This window comes from Neobacillus sp. NPDC097160 (assembly GCF_044762155.1).
Lineage (GTDB): Bacteria > Bacillota > Bacilli > Bacillales > Cytobacillaceae > Neobacillus.
In genome coordinates, this window is record NZ_JBIWDU010000019.1 from 116429 (window position 1) to 131312 (window position 14884).

The 14884-nt window shown below is 40.0% G+C and carries 16 protein-coding genes and 7 tRNA genes; 11 read left to right on the plus strand and 12 right to left on the minus strand.

Annotated elements, in window-relative coordinates; genetic code table 11:
• Positions 1–4 precede the first annotated feature (4 nt).
• Entirely contained in the window at positions 5–646 is a 642-nt protein-coding gene (locus ACIQXV_RS23835) for an NAD(P)-dependent oxidoreductase (protein ID WP_402962909.1), read from the minus strand.
• Between the two features lie 209 nt (positions 647–855).
• On the opposite strand from ACIQXV_RS23835, the gene ACIQXV_RS23840 reads away from it, so the two are divergent.
• Together ACIQXV_RS23840 and ACIQXV_RS23845 are read left to right on the plus strand one after the other, a co-directional pair.
• Positions 856–1293 (plus strand): Rrf2 family transcriptional regulator, encoded by a 438-nt coding sequence (locus ACIQXV_RS23840; protein ID WP_402962912.1) that lies wholly within the window; start codon positions 856–858, stop codon positions 1291–1293.
• A gap of 156 nt (positions 1294–1449) precedes the next feature.
• Positions 1450–1731 (plus strand): YggT family protein, encoded by a 282-nt coding sequence (locus ACIQXV_RS23845; protein ID WP_402962915.1) that lies wholly within the window; start codon positions 1450–1452, stop codon positions 1729–1731.
• A 222-nt stretch (positions 1732–1953) separates the two neighbouring features.
• Here ACIQXV_RS23845 and ACIQXV_RS23850 read toward each other — a convergent pair whose 3' ends face one another.
• Both ACIQXV_RS23850 and argH read right to left on the minus strand, forming a co-directional pair.
• Positions 1954–2919, minus strand: a complete 966-nt coding sequence (locus tag ACIQXV_RS23850; protein WP_402962917.1) for a quinone oxidoreductase family protein — start codon at positions 2917–2919, stop codon at positions 1954–1956.
• A gap of 667 nt (positions 2920–3586) precedes the next feature.
• Positions 3587–5077, minus strand: a complete 1491-nt coding sequence (gene argH, locus ACIQXV_RS23855; RefSeq protein ID WP_402962920.1) for an argininosuccinate lyase — start codon at positions 5075–5077, stop codon at positions 3587–3589.
• A 289-nt stretch (positions 5078–5366) separates the two neighbouring features.
• Between argH and ACIQXV_RS23860 the strand changes: the two genes are divergently transcribed.
• From ACIQXV_RS23860 to ACIQXV_RS23870, 3 genes are all read left to right on the plus strand, one after another.
• A complete protein-coding gene (locus ACIQXV_RS23860) occupies positions 5367–5957 on the plus strand; it encodes a guanylate kinase (RefSeq protein WP_402962923.1) in 591 nt (196 codons plus the stop codon).
• A gap of 247 nt (positions 5958–6204) precedes the next feature.
• Positions 6205–6588, plus strand: a complete 384-nt coding sequence (locus ACIQXV_RS23865; protein ID WP_402962971.1) for a MarR family winged helix-turn-helix transcriptional regulator — start codon at positions 6205–6207, stop codon at positions 6586–6588.
• A 12-nt stretch (positions 6589–6600) separates the two neighbouring features.
• Positions 6601–7809: an MFS transporter gene (locus tag ACIQXV_RS23870; RefSeq protein ID WP_402962926.1), complete on the plus strand. Its 1209-nt coding sequence runs from the start codon at positions 6601–6603 to the stop codon at positions 7807–7809.
• Between the two features lie 60 nt (positions 7810–7869).
• On the opposite strand, the gene ACIQXV_RS23875 is transcribed toward ACIQXV_RS23870, so the two are convergent.
• Positions 7870–8682 (minus strand): VOC family protein, encoded by an 813-nt coding sequence (locus tag ACIQXV_RS23875; RefSeq protein ID WP_402962928.1) that lies wholly within the window; start codon positions 8680–8682, stop codon positions 7870–7872.
• 132 nt (positions 8683–8814) lie between these two features.
• Between ACIQXV_RS23875 and ACIQXV_RS23880 the strand changes: the two genes are divergently transcribed.
• From ACIQXV_RS23880 to ACIQXV_RS23900, 5 genes are all read left to right on the plus strand, one after another.
• Positions 8815–9009, plus strand: coding sequence for a hypothetical protein (locus tag ACIQXV_RS23880; RefSeq protein WP_402962931.1), 195 nt, complete (start codon positions 8815–8817; stop codon positions 9007–9009).
• Between the two features lie 287 nt (positions 9010–9296).
• Positions 9297–10742, plus strand: a complete 1446-nt coding sequence (locus ACIQXV_RS23885) for a DEAD/DEAH box helicase (RefSeq protein ID WP_402962934.1) — start codon at positions 9297–9299, stop codon at positions 10740–10742.
• A gap of 90 nt (positions 10743–10832) precedes the next feature.
• Positions 10833–11021 carry a glycine betaine ABC transporter substrate-binding protein gene (locus tag ACIQXV_RS23890; protein WP_402962936.1) on the plus strand — a complete coding sequence of 63 codons (189 nt, stop codon included), beginning with the start codon at positions 10833–10835 and terminating at the stop codon, positions 11019–11021.
• 149 nt (positions 11022–11170) lie between these two features.
• Positions 11171–12133, plus strand: coding sequence for a LacI family DNA-binding transcriptional regulator (locus ACIQXV_RS23895; protein ID WP_402962939.1), 963 nt, complete (start codon positions 11171–11173; stop codon positions 12131–12133).
• A gap of 154 nt (positions 12134–12287) precedes the next feature.
• Positions 12288–13070, plus strand: a complete 783-nt coding sequence (locus tag ACIQXV_RS23900; protein WP_402962942.1) for a Cof-type HAD-IIB family hydrolase — start codon at positions 12288–12290, stop codon at positions 13068–13070.
• A 66-nt stretch (positions 13071–13136) separates the two neighbouring features.
• Here ACIQXV_RS23900 and hpt read toward each other — a convergent pair whose 3' ends face one another.
• Complete coding sequence (gene hpt, locus ACIQXV_RS23905; protein WP_402962944.1) at positions 13137–13664, minus strand: hypoxanthine phosphoribosyltransferase; 528 nt, start codon at positions 13662–13664, stop codon at positions 13137–13139.
• A 203-nt stretch (positions 13665–13867) separates the two neighbouring features.
• On the opposite strand from hpt, the gene ACIQXV_RS23910 reads away from it, so the two are divergent.
• On the plus strand, positions 13868–14098 hold the full coding sequence (locus ACIQXV_RS23910) for a hypothetical protein (RefSeq protein ID WP_402962947.1): 231 nt from the start codon (positions 13868–13870) through the stop codon (positions 14096–14098).
• Between the two features lie 115 nt (positions 14099–14213).
• On the opposite strand, the gene ACIQXV_RS23915 is transcribed toward ACIQXV_RS23910, so the two are convergent.
• The 7 genes from ACIQXV_RS23915 to ACIQXV_RS23945 form a co-directional block, all read right to left on the minus strand.
• A tRNA-Ile gene (locus tag ACIQXV_RS23915) sits at positions 14214–14287 on the minus strand.
• Between the two features lie 6 nt (positions 14288–14293).
• Positions 14294–14367 (minus strand) — tRNA-Gly (locus tag ACIQXV_RS23920).
• A 15-nt stretch (positions 14368–14382) separates the two neighbouring features.
• A tRNA-Gln gene (locus ACIQXV_RS23925) sits at positions 14383–14457 on the minus strand.
• Between the two features lie 12 nt (positions 14458–14469).
• Positions 14470–14545 (minus strand) — tRNA-His (locus ACIQXV_RS23930).
• 43 nt (positions 14546–14588) lie between these two features.
• A tRNA-Asp gene (locus ACIQXV_RS23935) sits at positions 14589–14665 on the minus strand.
• 3 nt (positions 14666–14668) lie between these two features.
• Positions 14669–14742 (minus strand) — tRNA-Met (locus ACIQXV_RS23940).
• Positions 14743–14791: 49 nt separating this feature from the next.
• Positions 14792–14884 (minus strand) — tRNA-Ser (locus ACIQXV_RS23945).

Here is a 14884-nt window from a genome sequence, read left to right on the forward strand (position 1 = left end):
TTTATTATTCTGCTTCAGAAACAAGCGTAAATCGTTCATTTAGGTGCTGCGGATTTTCAATTTCATCAACGACTGCGATGGCAAAATCAGCATAGCTTACATAGCTTTGGCCTTGGGCATTAACCATAATATGATCTTTCCCTTTTTGATATGCACCCGTTCTTTTGCCTTCAGGATTAAAGAACGCAGCCGGGCTGATAAACGTCCATTGAATATCAGTCGCGTTTTGAAGGTCCTCCAGATTTTTGCCTTGATTTAAAGCGGTTGGATAATACTCTTTCGGAAAATCAGGAGTATCCATAACACGAATTGTTTTTGCTTCATCCGTAAACAGGCTGCCTGCACCACCGACAACGATCAATCTAGTTTGAGGTGCCCCTTTCATTGCCTCGATTAATACTCTTCCTGCATCCACATGAAGATGTTCTTGACCAGGAGCCGCACCAAAAGCATTTACAACAACATCGAATGCTTTCACATCTTCTGCTTTTAAGTCAAACACATCTTTTTCCAATACCGCAGATTGTTGATTTTTAAGGTTGGCTGCGTTACGAACAATCGCTGTAACTTCATGACCTCTTTCAACAGCTTCCTTAAGAATAAAGCTTCCAGCTTTCCCGGTTGCGCCAATAACTGCTACTTTCATGTTGCACTCCTCCATTTATAATTAATTTCTATTTGTAACTAATTTGATTACATGTAATAATATAAGTTACAGCAGGGATATTTGTCAACAACTCTGCTGAAAAATTTTTCAAACAATATTAATTTAACAATTATGATGAGAAGCTATTCATACTTGTACCTATACTTTATAATAATAAAGATATTTTAAATTAAAGGAAGGTGAATTCATTGTCCATTAGCAGCCGTTTCTCTGTCGGAATTCATATACTTTCTCTATTGGAGGTCAACAAAGGTGGCGTGAGTTCCTCAGAATATATTGCAAAAAGTGTAAATACAAATCCTGTTGTAATAAGGAAGATCATGGGCATGCTTAAAAGTGCCGGATTGGTAAACGTCAGACCAGGGATTGCTGGTGCAGAACTAGCGAGGGACTTATCGGAGATTACTCTGCTTGATGTCTATAAAGCGGTTAATGTTGTTCCGGAAAAAGAACTGTTTGGCGTACATGATAGTCCAAATCCTGCCTGTCTTGTGGGAAGAAATATTCAAGATACAATTAGCCCTCTGTTTTCTGAAGCACAGCTTGCAATGGAAAAGTCACTGGGGAATGTAACCATTGAGGACGTTGTAAAGGATATATTAAAAAAGGAAAATCAACTAAAGTAGCTCGTAAAGGTGCCTGACAGCCAGTGTGTAAGAATAAAACCCAACTTGCATTCTTTTTCACATTCTTAGTATGATAATATTGAAACCTTTTTGGGACATATCCGTATATGTAATATTACTTATGCATTAAAAAATTTAAATAGATAGGTGATCTAATTGGGCTTTACCATATTACAAATTGGAAAATATGCTTTTGACATTTATTATTGGCTCATCTTAATAGCCATTTTTGGCTCCTGGTTTCCTAAATTTCAATCATCAAAAGTTGGCGAATGGGTTTACAAGCTAGTCGAACCTTATTTAAGTTTCTTTAGGAAGTTTATTCCCCCTCTTGGGCCAATTGACTTCTCACCAATCATTGCATTATTTGCTTATCGATATTTAAGTGGTTTTGCACTAGAAGGTCTCCGGCAATCACTGAATACCATCGGGGTTTAGGAGTCCGATATACTTAATGGAAAGGGCGAACAGTGACTGGCACTGTTCGCCTTTTGGATACCTTTTTTTCGGCTTGGGCTCCCCATTACCTCTATTGGATACCTTTCTTTTGTTTTTTTCTCTGGTTCGGGCTCCAATCCCCCCTATTGGAACACTTTCTTACGCTTTTTCCATCGAAACGGGTTCCTATAACCCATATCCGCTTATTGGTGTTTTTCCGTATTAAGGGATTAAAAGAATTTTACCCGTACTTTTGCGGCTTTCTAGAAAACGATGCGCTTCTTGACCATCGCTCAAAGCAAACACAGTCGGCTTGGATACTCTAACCTTTCCTGCTTCCATCCATCGGAACAATTCGCCAGCACGGTTCATCCGTTCTTCACGGGAGGTTAGAACATTCCATAAATCCCCGCCAGTCAGCGTTTTTGACGTATCCATTAACATTCTTGGATCAATCAGAACCGGATCTCCCCCTGCCATTCCAAAAAATACGACCGTTCCGCCGATGCGAGTTACGGAAAAACTGTCTTGAATCGTTGAACCCACTGATTCATAAACCACATCCACGCCATTGCCACCGGTTTCCTCTAATACTGCGTGCACCCAATTATCGTTGTACAAGAAAACCTGATTAGCCCCTGCTTCCTTCGCAGCCGCTGCTTTTTCCACCGAAGATGTTAAACCAATCGCTCTGCCACCCAGCAGCTTAACCATTTGAACAAGGAGCTGTCCGACACCTCCGGCTGCCGCATGGATTAACACCATATCATCCTTTTTCACTGCATAACTGTCCCTCGTTAAATAGTGTGCTGTTAGGCCTTGCAGCAATATAGATGCTGCATCAGCAAATGAGATCGTTTCCGGAACAGGAATGGCTTTTTCCATTGGAACCGCTACTAACTCAGCATTTGCATATGGTACATCGGCAAATGCAATCCGATCTCCAACACTTATTCCTTGAACATTTGCTCCCGTTTTTTCTACAACTCCTGCGCCTTCGTAGCCTAAAATATAAGGTGGCTCGCCTGCAAGATGATAGTTTCCTTTTCTTCTATATATATCTGCAAAGTTCAAGCCAATTGCTTTCATTCTTACCATTATTTCATCTGGCCCTATCACCGGATCCGCGATATCAATATATTCCAGAACTTCCGGTCCTCCAAATGTATTGAATACAAGAGCTTTCATATGTATAACCTCATCTTATTGTAATTTTTCAACCACTATTATTAAATATGATTGCGATGTGAAATGCAAATGGAAGCAAGGGAACGGTTCTTATGTTCTTTTGGAGAAAACTTTGTAATGAGCAAATATCAGTCAAAACGTTTCCAGGTAAAATCCATAAAATGTATTAGGTGTCCAAAAATATATCATAAGTAACCCAAGTTCGAGACAATTTTCTAAATAATATCCAGAAAATGTCGTAAGTGCGACGTAATTGATTCAATAAGGGGTATTGGATTCATTTCTGGTAAATTTCCTGTGTGTAATGCATCCAATAAGGGCTATTGGATTCATTTCTGGTAAGTATCCTGTGTGTAATGCATCCAATAAAGGGTATTGGATTCATTTCTGGTAAATATCCCGAGAGTTATGCACCCAATAAGGGCCATTGGATTCACTTTTAATAAAAATCCAGAATGAAATGCATCCAATAAACTAATAAATTCACTTCTCATAAAAATTCCCGACTTTTTGATTCTAAATCCATTGAGACGACCACTCTTTCGGTCGCACTCGGCCCAAAATACGCATCAACCACTTCCATCAAAATTACAGGTGATTTTAATGGAAGTGGGTTTACGCAATCTTCATTTTTATGCCTATTCCTGTCAGAGCCTATATAGAAAAATCAAATAGAATACTCTACTAACTTGTTCCGTCGATTCGTTAATTCTTCAACAAGACTCTCATAATCCCTCATCTGAATCCCTAGCTTCTGCTTTCTCTCGACGATCATCCGAACGACTTCTTTAGGACTAGGTCCGCCTTGAATGCTTCTTATTTCAACGAAGTATTCCGGTGAAATGATTTTTTTCCATTCCTGCTCTGTCAGTGCTACATCGACGAATCCGCTAATCATTTCGTTAATCTCGTCAATCTTCCACTCATATAATTCCTTCCGAGCACCACTTGTTTTTTTCGAAATAAAGCTTGCTATAGAATATGCTGTTCTAAAAGAAATGCCATAGTCCCTTGCAAGAGTGTCTGCTAATTCGGTAATCGTAACGCTTGATTTATTCGCCATTTTCTTCGTATGCTCGACGTTTACCTTTAGCGTCGCAATCACGGCAACCATTAATTTCATGACCCGATTGGCCTTTGTAAATGCTCGATATAGATGGGGCTGCAGGTCATCCTCGGTATCGACAATATCGCCAAACGGGGTATTATGAATCATATTCATCGCTGCCAGGGCATCTCCATAAGCACTGCTCGCAATTGAGCGTGAGTGTTCAATCGATACGGGATTTCGCTTCTGCGGCATGATACTACTCACCTGCACATAGGGGTCGGCCACATAGAAGGAGCCAAATTCCCTTGTCACATGCTGCAAGAAATCCTGAATCCATCTTCCGGTGTTCACCATGCAAGTCATCAAGGCAGATGCCGTTTCCAGCAAATAATCGGCGCCCCCAATCGCATCATAAGAGTTTTCAATTACGATATCAAAACCTAACAGCTCACACGTCCGTGTCCGGCAAATTGGAAAACCGGTGGTGGTTAACGCAGCAGCCCCTAGCGGTGATTGATTGACTGTTTCATAGGCTGACCACAAACGTTTAATATCCCGCTGCAGTACATCATAAATGGCCAATAAATAATGTCCTAAGGTAGTAGGCTGGGCCGGCTGTGTATGCGTATAACCGGTAATATAGGTTTCCGTATGCTGCTCTGCCTGCTCCAATAGGGTATCGCTTAACCGATAAGCACTTTGCAGCAACTCCAAAAAATGCCCCCTTAATACCAAACGGTACATGGCCACACCCATATCGTTCCTGCTGCGGCCCATATGAATTTTTCCCGCTAATTCCGACCCAATTTCTTCGCCGACTTTTGCCTCCATCATGAAAAATAAGTCTTCGAACTGAGGCTGATACGATATTTGCCTAATATCCGTCCTCGCTACTTTATTAATGCCCCTTAACATCTCTCTTGCTTCATCGGTTTTAATGATGTTTTGTTCTTCGAGCATGATCACATGGGCACGATGAATATCAAACATGACATGGAATAAATAATCCCGCTGATCATTAAATACCGGCAGTAACAGTTCTTCCATATACGTTTTTCCTGGAAAAGCAGTCCCTTCCTGTTTGATAAAATCCTCTAGCTTACTCATCTTTTCATCTCCGATTTTTATATCGCAATAATGGACAGCTATTTGAAATAAAGGATACTTAACTAACTCACTTAAAAATTAATATATTTCAGTTACATTACTTTACGTAGCATGTCTTGTCCCCGTGTGTTCAGTTCCCTGAAAAGCCATACCAAAGGGACTGTTTTATTTTTAGACATAGATTATTAAGATATCGTTTTGCTATAATAATAGTAGCCCCCAATCACCTCCAGTAAAAGTCTCCGCAGATAAAAGGGGCATGTTAAAAAAACCTATAGGAGGCTACTCTATGTATCAAATTAAAGGAAAAGAGAAAATCTTCGTTTACACAGGTCCCGATGGCTCTGGAAGAAAAACGATTGCCAAAATGGTCGCGACCGCATTTGATATGGAAACCGTTCTCTCTTACACTACCCGTTCCCCCCGGCATTATGAAAAAAATGGCGAAGACTACCACTTTGTTACTGAAGAAATCTTCAAACAGATGCAATCACAACAGGAATTTCTTGAAAGTGTCGAAATCGATGGCATTCATTATGGCATTCGTGAACAAGATATCGTTGAAGCATTTCAAAACCATGATTACGTCTATTTGACTCTAAATCCCGAAGGTACGGAAAAGTTAAAAACGATGTACGGTAATGGCGTCGTGCGTATTTTTATTTATTCCAATCGTGATACGGTTATTCAAAGACAGCAGGACCGCCAAGATAATGCTGAAGTTATTGAGCGGCATTTGACCCATTATGATGAAATCATGAGCTATAAAAATAGCTGTGAACATGCCTTTGAAAACTATGATTCCCCACAGGTTGCTTACCAAATTAGCGAATTGATTGAAACCTTTTTAGATAGGGATCTTACTGTAACAGATTATTGAGATATTCTAATGAAATTAGGCGGACAGTGCCAATCACTGTTCGCTTTTTTTGTACCTTTTTAATTAAACATTCGTTTTTGTTAAGTTTTTTATAGTAGAGCCTATTATCATCATGTACTGGACATATGATGTGCAAATGTGTTATATTATATTAGTTACCTTGAGTAACTATTACTTTCACTAACTATTTTTAAAAAAAGAGGTGTTTGCAATTAAGACTTCGCAAAAATTCTTTCACCAATTATTGATGCTGTACAGACCCTTTGAAAATAAGCTGAATGTCCATCTCGCTGAACATCAGCTATATAGAGCGCAATGGACCATTTTGTACTACTTAGCAAATATCGGAACAGCTACGCTTGTGGAGCTATCCCATTATATGAGTGTCGAGAAACCGACCGTTACTAGAACGATTTTTCGCTTGGAAGAACTAGGTTATGTAGAGCATGTTCCTGGCAAAGACAAACGCGAAAAAAGAATGCAGCTTTCAGAAATGGGAAGGCATGTATATAAAGATGTCCGTGTGACGATTGACCAATTCGAACAAGAAATTTTAAAAGGGATCTCGGAGGATGAACAAAACGAAGCCATCCGGATTATGGGGGAAATACAAAAAAACATGACAAGATAAGGGGATATGGAAGTGAATCAATCAAGAACTAAATTATGGACAAAGGATTTTATTATCGTTTCCACCATCAACTTTTTAGTAACTATTATCTTTTATTTATTAATCGTGATCATTGGCATGTATGCAGTTGATCAATTTCATGCATCTACCAGTCAGGCCGGACTTGTTACAGGAATTTTTATTATCGGTTCATTAATTGGAAGGATGTTAATCGGACGCTTTATTGAGTCGATTGGCCGCAAGAGAACGCTGTTCATTGGTAGTGTCTTCTTTATTTTGACAACACTTTTGTATTTAATACATGTAAATATTAGCTTCCTGTTAATTACCCGTTTATTACATGGTATTGCAGCAGGTATGGTGGGTACCGCAACAGGGACTATTGCAGCCCAGATTATCCCTGCAACACGAAAAGCAGAAGGCATCGGCTACTTCAGCATGAGTGCGACACTAGCTGCTGCTATTGGCCCATTCATCGGGCTTTATATGACCCAGCATACCAATTTCCAAATGATTTTTATCTTCTCACTTGCCTTAGGAGTCATTAGTTTGATTACTACATTTTTGGTAAATGTGCCTGCATTAGAAGTAACAGTGAAACCAGACGAACTCAAAGGCTTCAAGCTTTCAAACTTTATTGAACCAAAGGCACTGCCAATCGCGTTCGTAACCCTAGTGGTTGCCTTTTGTTATTCAAGTGTGCTTTCATATATTAATTTCTATGCGAAAGAAATTAACCTGATTAGTGCAGCCAGCTTTTTCTTCCTTGTGTATTCAGTCGCCGTATTACTATCGCGCCCATTCACAGGCCGCATTATGGACTTAAAAGGTGCGAACTCTATTATGTATCCTGCCTTTATCATCTTTGCTGCCGGTATGGTGCTTCTAAGTTCAGCAAACACTAGCATTACTTTACTTTTAGCCGGAGCTCTTATTGGCCTTGGATTCGGAAATATGCAGTCCAGCACCCAGGCAATCGCAGTAAAATTAACACCACCGCATCGAATGGGATTAGCCACTTCAACCTTTTTTATTTTCCTTGACGCAGGACTTGGATTTGGGCCCTATTTACTTGGATTCATCATCCCAGTAACAGGCTACAGTAAACTGTATGTCATCCTTGGCGTTGTTGCCCTAGCATCTTCAATTCTCTACTACTTGTTACATGGTAAGAAGGAACATGCTGCAAAGGCGAAAGTCAATATTTCAAATGCAGTTTAACTAAGATGAAAAAATGGCGAACAGTGCGCGTCACCGGTTCGCCATTTTTTCATCTTAGACTTATTGAAATCTCCAAAATCCATTCATCATTTCAAAAATCTCACTTTGTCCGTTCCCGGTCAGGTTTACTAAGAAAGGGGTTTCCCCTTTTTCTTTCAACACCGTTGCAGCGATTCCCTCCCCAAGTGGTGAGCAAAACAACAGCTTCGTTCCCGCCAATTCTAATTTCCTGCACCTCGCATTAATGGACGAATCTGCAAATTCTTCCCCTTGTTTAAGATCAAATAGCCTTCCCCATGTGGTTAAAGTTTGCTCCAAGTGATGAACAACAAAGCCGACACTCTCAAATTGTAGTTTCCCCGCCGGGTGTGACTCAATTAAGCCCTGTTCCTCTAATTCCAAATATCTTTCCTCATCGGACTTTTCCCATTGAATAAAAAATGGCAGTTCCAGCTCGTTCTCCGTGGCCTCAGGAAAAAGCAGCGACCATTTAATAACTTGTCCATCATCACGCATTCGTTGGCCAGGGAGCGGACCGTACACCTTGAATCCTTCCGCTTTAAGGTTTACGGCTAATTGTTCTATATTAGTTGTACGAAGGGCAATTCTAGCAGGTCCCTCCTGCTTTTTCCCTGCCAAATGCTCCACGATATGAGTAATCAGGCGGTTTTCATCCTGTTTCTCCGCCACTGGCAAATTTTCAATTCCCAAAAACTCAATGTAACTTAAACCAAAGTATGTGAGTGAATTATAGGTGCCCCAAAATTCATGACGACCGCCATTGACAGCGTGGATCCCTTTTTGTATTAAAAAAGGAATGGCTTCCTCCGGCTTATTAGAAAAAAAGACTAAATGATCAAAGGAAAATGACATGCTTTTGCTCCTTTCTTTATTTTAGGCTTAGGACTGTATGAAGATTTCCGGCGAATTATTTCATGTCTTGCATAAGAAGGGATTGAAGTAAATATGATTACAATAAGCATCCTAATGAAGGGGTTGTTCTAAATGGCCATTTTTAATAAAATCGCGTTATTTTTTGTGATTTTGTATTCTGTTATCATTATTATAAATACTTATATAGGTGAAAGTGAAAGGATTCAATCCAATGTGATGTACTTTTTAATGAATGGCTTTGCCTATATTGTATCAGCATTAGAAGTGGAAAAGGAAAAACAGATTGTTTTTGTAACGGGAGATTAAATTTATATTTGCTGCATTAGGGTTTTAATTAACGTTTGATTAGCTATTACGTTTTGTTCCAGCGTGGTTTCACTGAAATCTTCGTCGATTAGTTCAGAAGAGTAGATTCGCTCTCCGTCAAAGCCAAGCCATACTAATTAAGTTTATAAAAAGTCTTTATTTTGGAATAAAAGCCGATTTGATTCGGCTTTTCCTGTATAATGAATCCTATTCCGCTTTTGCATATGATCTTTCTTTAAGAGAAACCCTATAGATAAGGCGAATAATATAAAAAATGAGGTTCCTATATGAGTAAAAGAAGTTTTGGACAATACCCTTTAAGCAATGAAATAACAAGAGCGCTTGCAGTGTTAAAATATGAAGCACCTACAGAGGTCCAACGAGAAGTGATTCCCTCAGCATTGGAAAAGCACGATCTTATCGTAAAATCCCAAACAGGGAGCGGCAAGACAGCAGCCTTTGGGATCCCTATATGTGAAATGATGGAATGGGAAGAAAAAAAGCCACAGGCCTTAATTCTCACTCCTACTAGGGAACTTGCGGTTCAAGTTCGCGATGATATGACGAATATTGGCAGGTTCAAACGAATTAAAGCAATGGCCGTTTACGGGAAAGAACCTTTTTCGAAGCAAAAGGAAGAATTGAAGCAAAAAAACCATGTTGTCGTGGGGACACCAGGGCGTGTCATCGACCATATCGATAGAGGAACGCTAGATCTAGGCCAGGTTCAGTATCTTGTTATCGACGAAGCGGATGAGATGCTGAATATGGGTTTTATTGATGAAGTTGAGGCAATAATAAAAGAACTTCCATCCAACAGAGTCACAATGATCTTTTCCGCTACATTGCCGAAGGATGTTGAAACTCTCTGCTATAAGTATATGAAAGAGCCCTTTCATATTGAGATTGAAGCTACTGGCATTACTACGGATACAATTGACCATCGATTAATCGATGTAAATGATGAAGAGAAACTTTCCGTACTTAAAGATGTTACTATCGTTGAAAACCCTGACAGCTGTCTAATTTTTTGTAAGACGAAAGAACATGTTGAAACTGTATACGCTGAATTGGAAGCATCCAACTATTCATGTGAAAGACTTCATGGAGGGTTAGAACAACAAGATCGGTTTGCCGTGATGGACGGGTTCAAAATGGGGAATTTCCGATACCTAGTGGCCACCGATGTTGCTGCAAGAGGGATCGACATTGATAACGTGACGCTAGTGATTAACTATGACGTACCGATGGAAAAAGAAAGCTATGTCCACCGCACAGGCAGAACCGGACGAGCTGGAAATAAAGGAAAGGCCATAACGTTTGCCACGGCCTATGAAGGAAAATTCATTAAAGCGATTGAAAGATATATCGGCTTTGAGATTCCTTTAATGGAGGCCCCAAAACCACAGGAAGTGGTTGGTGGAAAGGCGGCCTTTGAAGAAAAGATCAGCGGCCGCCGAGTGGTCAGGAATAATAAAACAGCCCGCATCAACCAAGATATCATAAAACTCCATTTCAGCGGCGGCAAAAAAAAGAAGATTCGTGCGGTCGATTTTGTTGGAACCATTGCGAAAATTCCCGGAGTAACAGCTGAAGATATCGGCATTATTACGATCCAAGACCATTTATCCTATGTGGACATTCTAAATGGAAAGGGCTCACTTGTACTACAAGCCATGGAGAATGCCACAATCAAAGGAAAGCGGCTAAAAGTCAGCATAGCAATTAAATAAGAAAACTGGAAAAGGGTGCCTGTCACCATAAGCACTACCTCCGTGGTAGTAATGGTGTCAGGCACCTTTTATTGCCATTACGGTTGCCCTATGTGGACGGGTGTTGCTGACGGAAGCTTGGATGCAATCGTAGCTGCCTGGTTACCTTCCACACATGAGGACTACTATAAAAAGTACAAAGGTAAGTTTGAAGACCTCGGTGAGAACCTTACAGGTACAAAGCTTGGCCTAGTCGTTCCAGCCTACATGAACATTGATTCAATTGAAGATTTAAAATAAACATACGCATTTGAAAAAGCTCACTCAAAAAGCTGTTAACTATGGCCTTTTGAGTGAGCTTTCTTTTTTTAATCAGAAACTAAGATTTTTGGATTCATTGCTCTATAGTCTATAATCAATTTAACCAACCTTAGTAAAAAGGTGATCATATGACAAATATTAGAGATTTAGCTAAGATGGCTGGGGTTTCCGTCACAACAGTATCACGTGTACTAAATAACCATCCATATGTGAGTGAGGAAAAAAGGAACGCAGTTTTAGCCGCCATTAAGGAAAGTAATTATCAGCCAAATATTAATGCCATCCATTTAAGCATGGGAAAAACCTTCCTTGTCGGTGTGGTTGTGCCTTTCATTGACCATCCTTATTTTGCCCTTTTAATCAAAGGGATGGCAATGGAAGCATTGGAAAACAATTATAAGCTGGTATTATTTCAGTCCAACTACGAAAAGGCAAGAGAGTTGGATGCCCTACAAATGCTTAAACAAAAGCAGATTGATGCATTAATTATTTGTTCAAGAATCTGCGGCTGGTCCATAATTGAAGAATTTACGTCTTATGGTTCGATTGTTTTGTGTGAAGACACAAGAGGAAAAAACGTTTCTTCCACATATATCGACCACTATAAAACATTTATATTTGCCTTACAATACTTATATCAAAAAGGCCATCGAAAAATTGGCTATAGCATTGGTCGCAAATCAGGCTCAAATAGTAAATTTAGAGGAAAGGCTTTTAAGGATTTTGTTAAAGACTATCTGCTGCCATATGAACCTGCCTATATTTTTGAAGATTGTCTATACTTTGAAGATGGTGAACGAGTCATTACCCAGATCCAAAAAATGGCGGACCCGCCCACTGCTTTATTAATTACAAGTGATGAAGTGGCAGCCGGAATTGTCACCTGTGCCCAGCAGCAAAATATTTCAATACCAAGTGACCTCGCCATTATTGGTTTCAATAATCAACCCATCGCAAAAATGATGAACATCACCACGATTGAGATTCCACTTGTGGAAATGGGCAGGAAGCTATTTTTGCAAGGAATAGCTGAAGGCCAGGTGGTCTATCAAGAGATTCCCGTAACATTAATTGAACGCAATACTGTTTAAAATTTGATGAAGCAAAAATACTTTCAGCAAATCACTTGACCTGAAACGGGTTTCATAAAATATGCTATTTCTGTAAGACGATACAACACCAAGTCGGCGTGATTGGCTTAACCAAGCGTAACGGCGGTGTTGTATTTTACGGAGGTGCAGGAAAATGAAAAAACCAATTGTGTTTTTTGATATTGATGGAACTTTATTAAATGAAGAAAAAAAAATTCCAGCTTCAACGAAAAAAGCTGTACGCTTACTCCAAGAGCACGGCATTCATACCGTTATTGCCACTGGACGTGTTCCGAAAATGTTTTATTGGATTCAACAGGAACTAAGTATTGATTCATATGTTGCGATGAATGGACAATATGTTGTATTTAATGGACAAGAAGTTTACGCGAATCCGATTAACTCTGAAAGGCTGCATTCCCTTTCAACTATGACAGCTAGCAATGGGCATGCTTTGGCCTACTGCAGCCACCTTGATTATAAGGTTAGTAAAAGCAACCATCCATTTATCGAGGCTGGTTTTGATTCATTGATGATGCCCTATCCTGAGGTAGATGAAGAGTATTATAAACATTTGTCCATTTATCAAGGCCATCTCTACTGCGACCTTAGTGACGCACAAATGTATTTTGATCATTTCCCTGATTTCAGTTTTGTTAAATGGCATGACAATGCCTATGATATTCTTCCTAAAGGGGCTTCTAAAGCGGTCGGTATCAGCAAAATGCTGGAGGTCTTGGGTATCAATAAAGAGGACAGCTTTGCTTTTGGCGATGGATTGAATGATTTGGAAATGCTGACAATGGTTGGAATGGGTGTTGCTATGGGAAATGCGGTTCCTGAAGCAAAGGCTGCAGCGGATTACATCACAACCTCGTCATCTGATGATGGGATTCTTAATGGTCTTATAAAGGTTGGGTTATTGAAATGGACTTAGCTGGTATATAAATGGATAGAAACGAACAGTGCCTGGCACTGTTCGTCATCCAATTTTAAAAAAACTCTAACACTCTTCAACAGTTGCGATGTAAGGTAAATTTCTGTACATTTGCGCGTAATCAATCCCGTAACCCACAATGAATTCATCCGGAATTACAAAACCGACGTAATCAACAGGTAATTCCACTCGTCTTCTTTCAGGCTTGTCTAAAAGGGTGCAAATTTTAATTTGTTTTGGCTTATGCATGTTCAAGTGTTCCCGTAAAAAATGCAAAGTTAATCCGCTGTCGATAATATCCTCTACCACTACTACATTCTGATTCGTAATGTCCGTATCCAGATCCTTTAACAGCTTTACCTTTCCAGTCGTTTCTGTCTGATCGCTATAGCTGGAAACAGAAATAAAATCGACTTTCACATCCCCCTTCATCTCGCGAATTAAGTCAGCGGAAAATACAAAAGATCCTTTAAGTACAACGATGAGAAAGATTGGTTCATTGTTAAAATCATTTTCAATTTCCTCAGCTAGTTTTTTCACTCTTTGTTTAATTTCAGGTTCTGAAATCATCTTATCTTTGATTCTGTATGCCACGAACGATCCCTTCTTTCAAATTACTCTAAAAATCTAATCACTCTTAATACCCGGCATTTTAACATTAATGCTTTAACAAGTCCACTAGATATGATAGAACAGGCTCCATTAAAGAATGACTGAATAAAATAATACATCTTCCCTTATTAAATCCTATTAGTGGGCAGAAGAATGATTGAAAAACTAATCGGGAGGTATCAGCGTTGCAGTACCAAGTTCCAATACAGCAAAATGTGGGGAAAATGTATGGGTATGCAGGTCACGAACATCGTGATTTACGGCTCTACCGCACCTATTATCATCACTATCCTTACCATTTCTACCCTTATTTTCAGCCATATTACTATCCTGGTCCAAGACCCTTCTATCCATATCCTTGGTATGGTAATAATAATAATGGCAATGGTTTCGATTATGATTTTGATTTTGATTAAATGAAGAAAGGCACCTTCTACACATGGAAGGTGCCTAATTTTAATTTACATGCTGCCCGAATGTAAACTTATTCAATTTAATTATACTATTATGCAAGACTATTGAGTTATTTGATGGGCCTAAATGGACTCGAACCATCGACCTCACGCTTATCAGGCGTGCGCTCTAACCAGCTGAGCTATAGGCCCATATGATGGAGCGGGTGATGAGAATCGAACTCACAACATCAGCTTGGAAGGCTGAGGTTTTACCACTAAACTACACCCGCATAAAAAAAGTGGAATGGCTGGGCTAGCTGGATTTGAACCAACGCATGTCGCAGTCAAAGTGCGATGCCTTACCGCTTGGCTATAGCCCAACAATTAAAAAATGGGGCGGCTGATGGGAATCGAACCCACGAATGCCTGAACCACAATCAGGTGCGTTAACCACTTCGCCACAACCGCCGTAATATATATATCAATAGTAGTTACCTACTAGGAAAAAAGATGGCGGTCCGGACGGGACTCGAACCCGCGACCTCCTGCGTGACAGGCAGGCATTCTAACCAACTGAACTACCGGACCAAATTGCGGGGACAGGATTTGAACCTGCGACCTTCGGGTTATGAGCCCGACGAGCTACCAGACTGCTCCACCCCGCGACGATAAAAATAGTAATAAAAATAGTAATAAAAATAGATGGGATTTTTATGGAGGAGGAAGAGGGATTCGAACCCCCGCGCGGTTTGACCCGCCTGTCGGTTTTCAAGACCGATCCCTTCAGCCAGACTTGGGTATTCCTCC

Bases quoted from the DNA above. Each gene is read 5' to 3' on its own strand.
- ACIQXV_RS23835 (WP_402962909.1), bottom strand. From the start codon at position 646: ATGAAAGTAGCAGTTATTGGCGCAACCGGGAAAGCTGGAAGCTTTATT.
- ACIQXV_RS23850 (WP_402962917.1), bottom strand. From the start codon at position 2,919: ATGAAAGCTCTTGTATTCAATACATTTGGAGGACCGGAAGTTCTGGAA.
- argH (WP_402962920.1), bottom strand. From the start codon at position 5,077: ATGAGTAAGCTAGAGGATTTTATCAAACAGGAAGGGACTGCTTTTCCA.
- ACIQXV_RS23860 (WP_402962923.1), top strand. From the start codon at position 5,367: ATGTATCAAATTAAAGGAAAAGAGAAAATCTTCGTTTACACAGGTCCC.
- ACIQXV_RS23865 (WP_402962971.1), top strand. From the start codon at position 6,205: ATGCTGTACAGACCCTTTGAAAATAAGCTGAATGTCCATCTCGCTGAA.
- ACIQXV_RS23875 (WP_402962928.1), bottom strand. From the start codon at position 8,682: ATGTCATTTTCCTTTGATCATTTAGTCTTTTTTTCTAATAAGCCGGAG.
- ACIQXV_RS23880 (WP_402962931.1), top strand. From the start codon at position 8,815: ATGGCCATTTTTAATAAAATCGCGTTATTTTTTGTGATTTTGTATTCT.
- ACIQXV_RS23885 (WP_402962934.1), top strand. From the start codon at position 9,297: ATGAGTAAAAGAAGTTTTGGACAATACCCTTTAAGCAATGAAATAACA.
- ACIQXV_RS23890 (WP_402962936.1), top strand. From the start codon at position 10,833: ATGTGGACGGGTGTTGCTGACGGAAGCTTGGATGCAATCGTAGCTGCC.
- ACIQXV_RS23895 (WP_402962939.1), top strand. From the start codon at position 11,171: ATGACAAATATTAGAGATTTAGCTAAGATGGCTGGGGTTTCCGTCACA.
- ACIQXV_RS23900 (WP_402962942.1), top strand. From the start codon at position 12,288: ATGAAAAAACCAATTGTGTTTTTTGATATTGATGGAACTTTATTAAAT.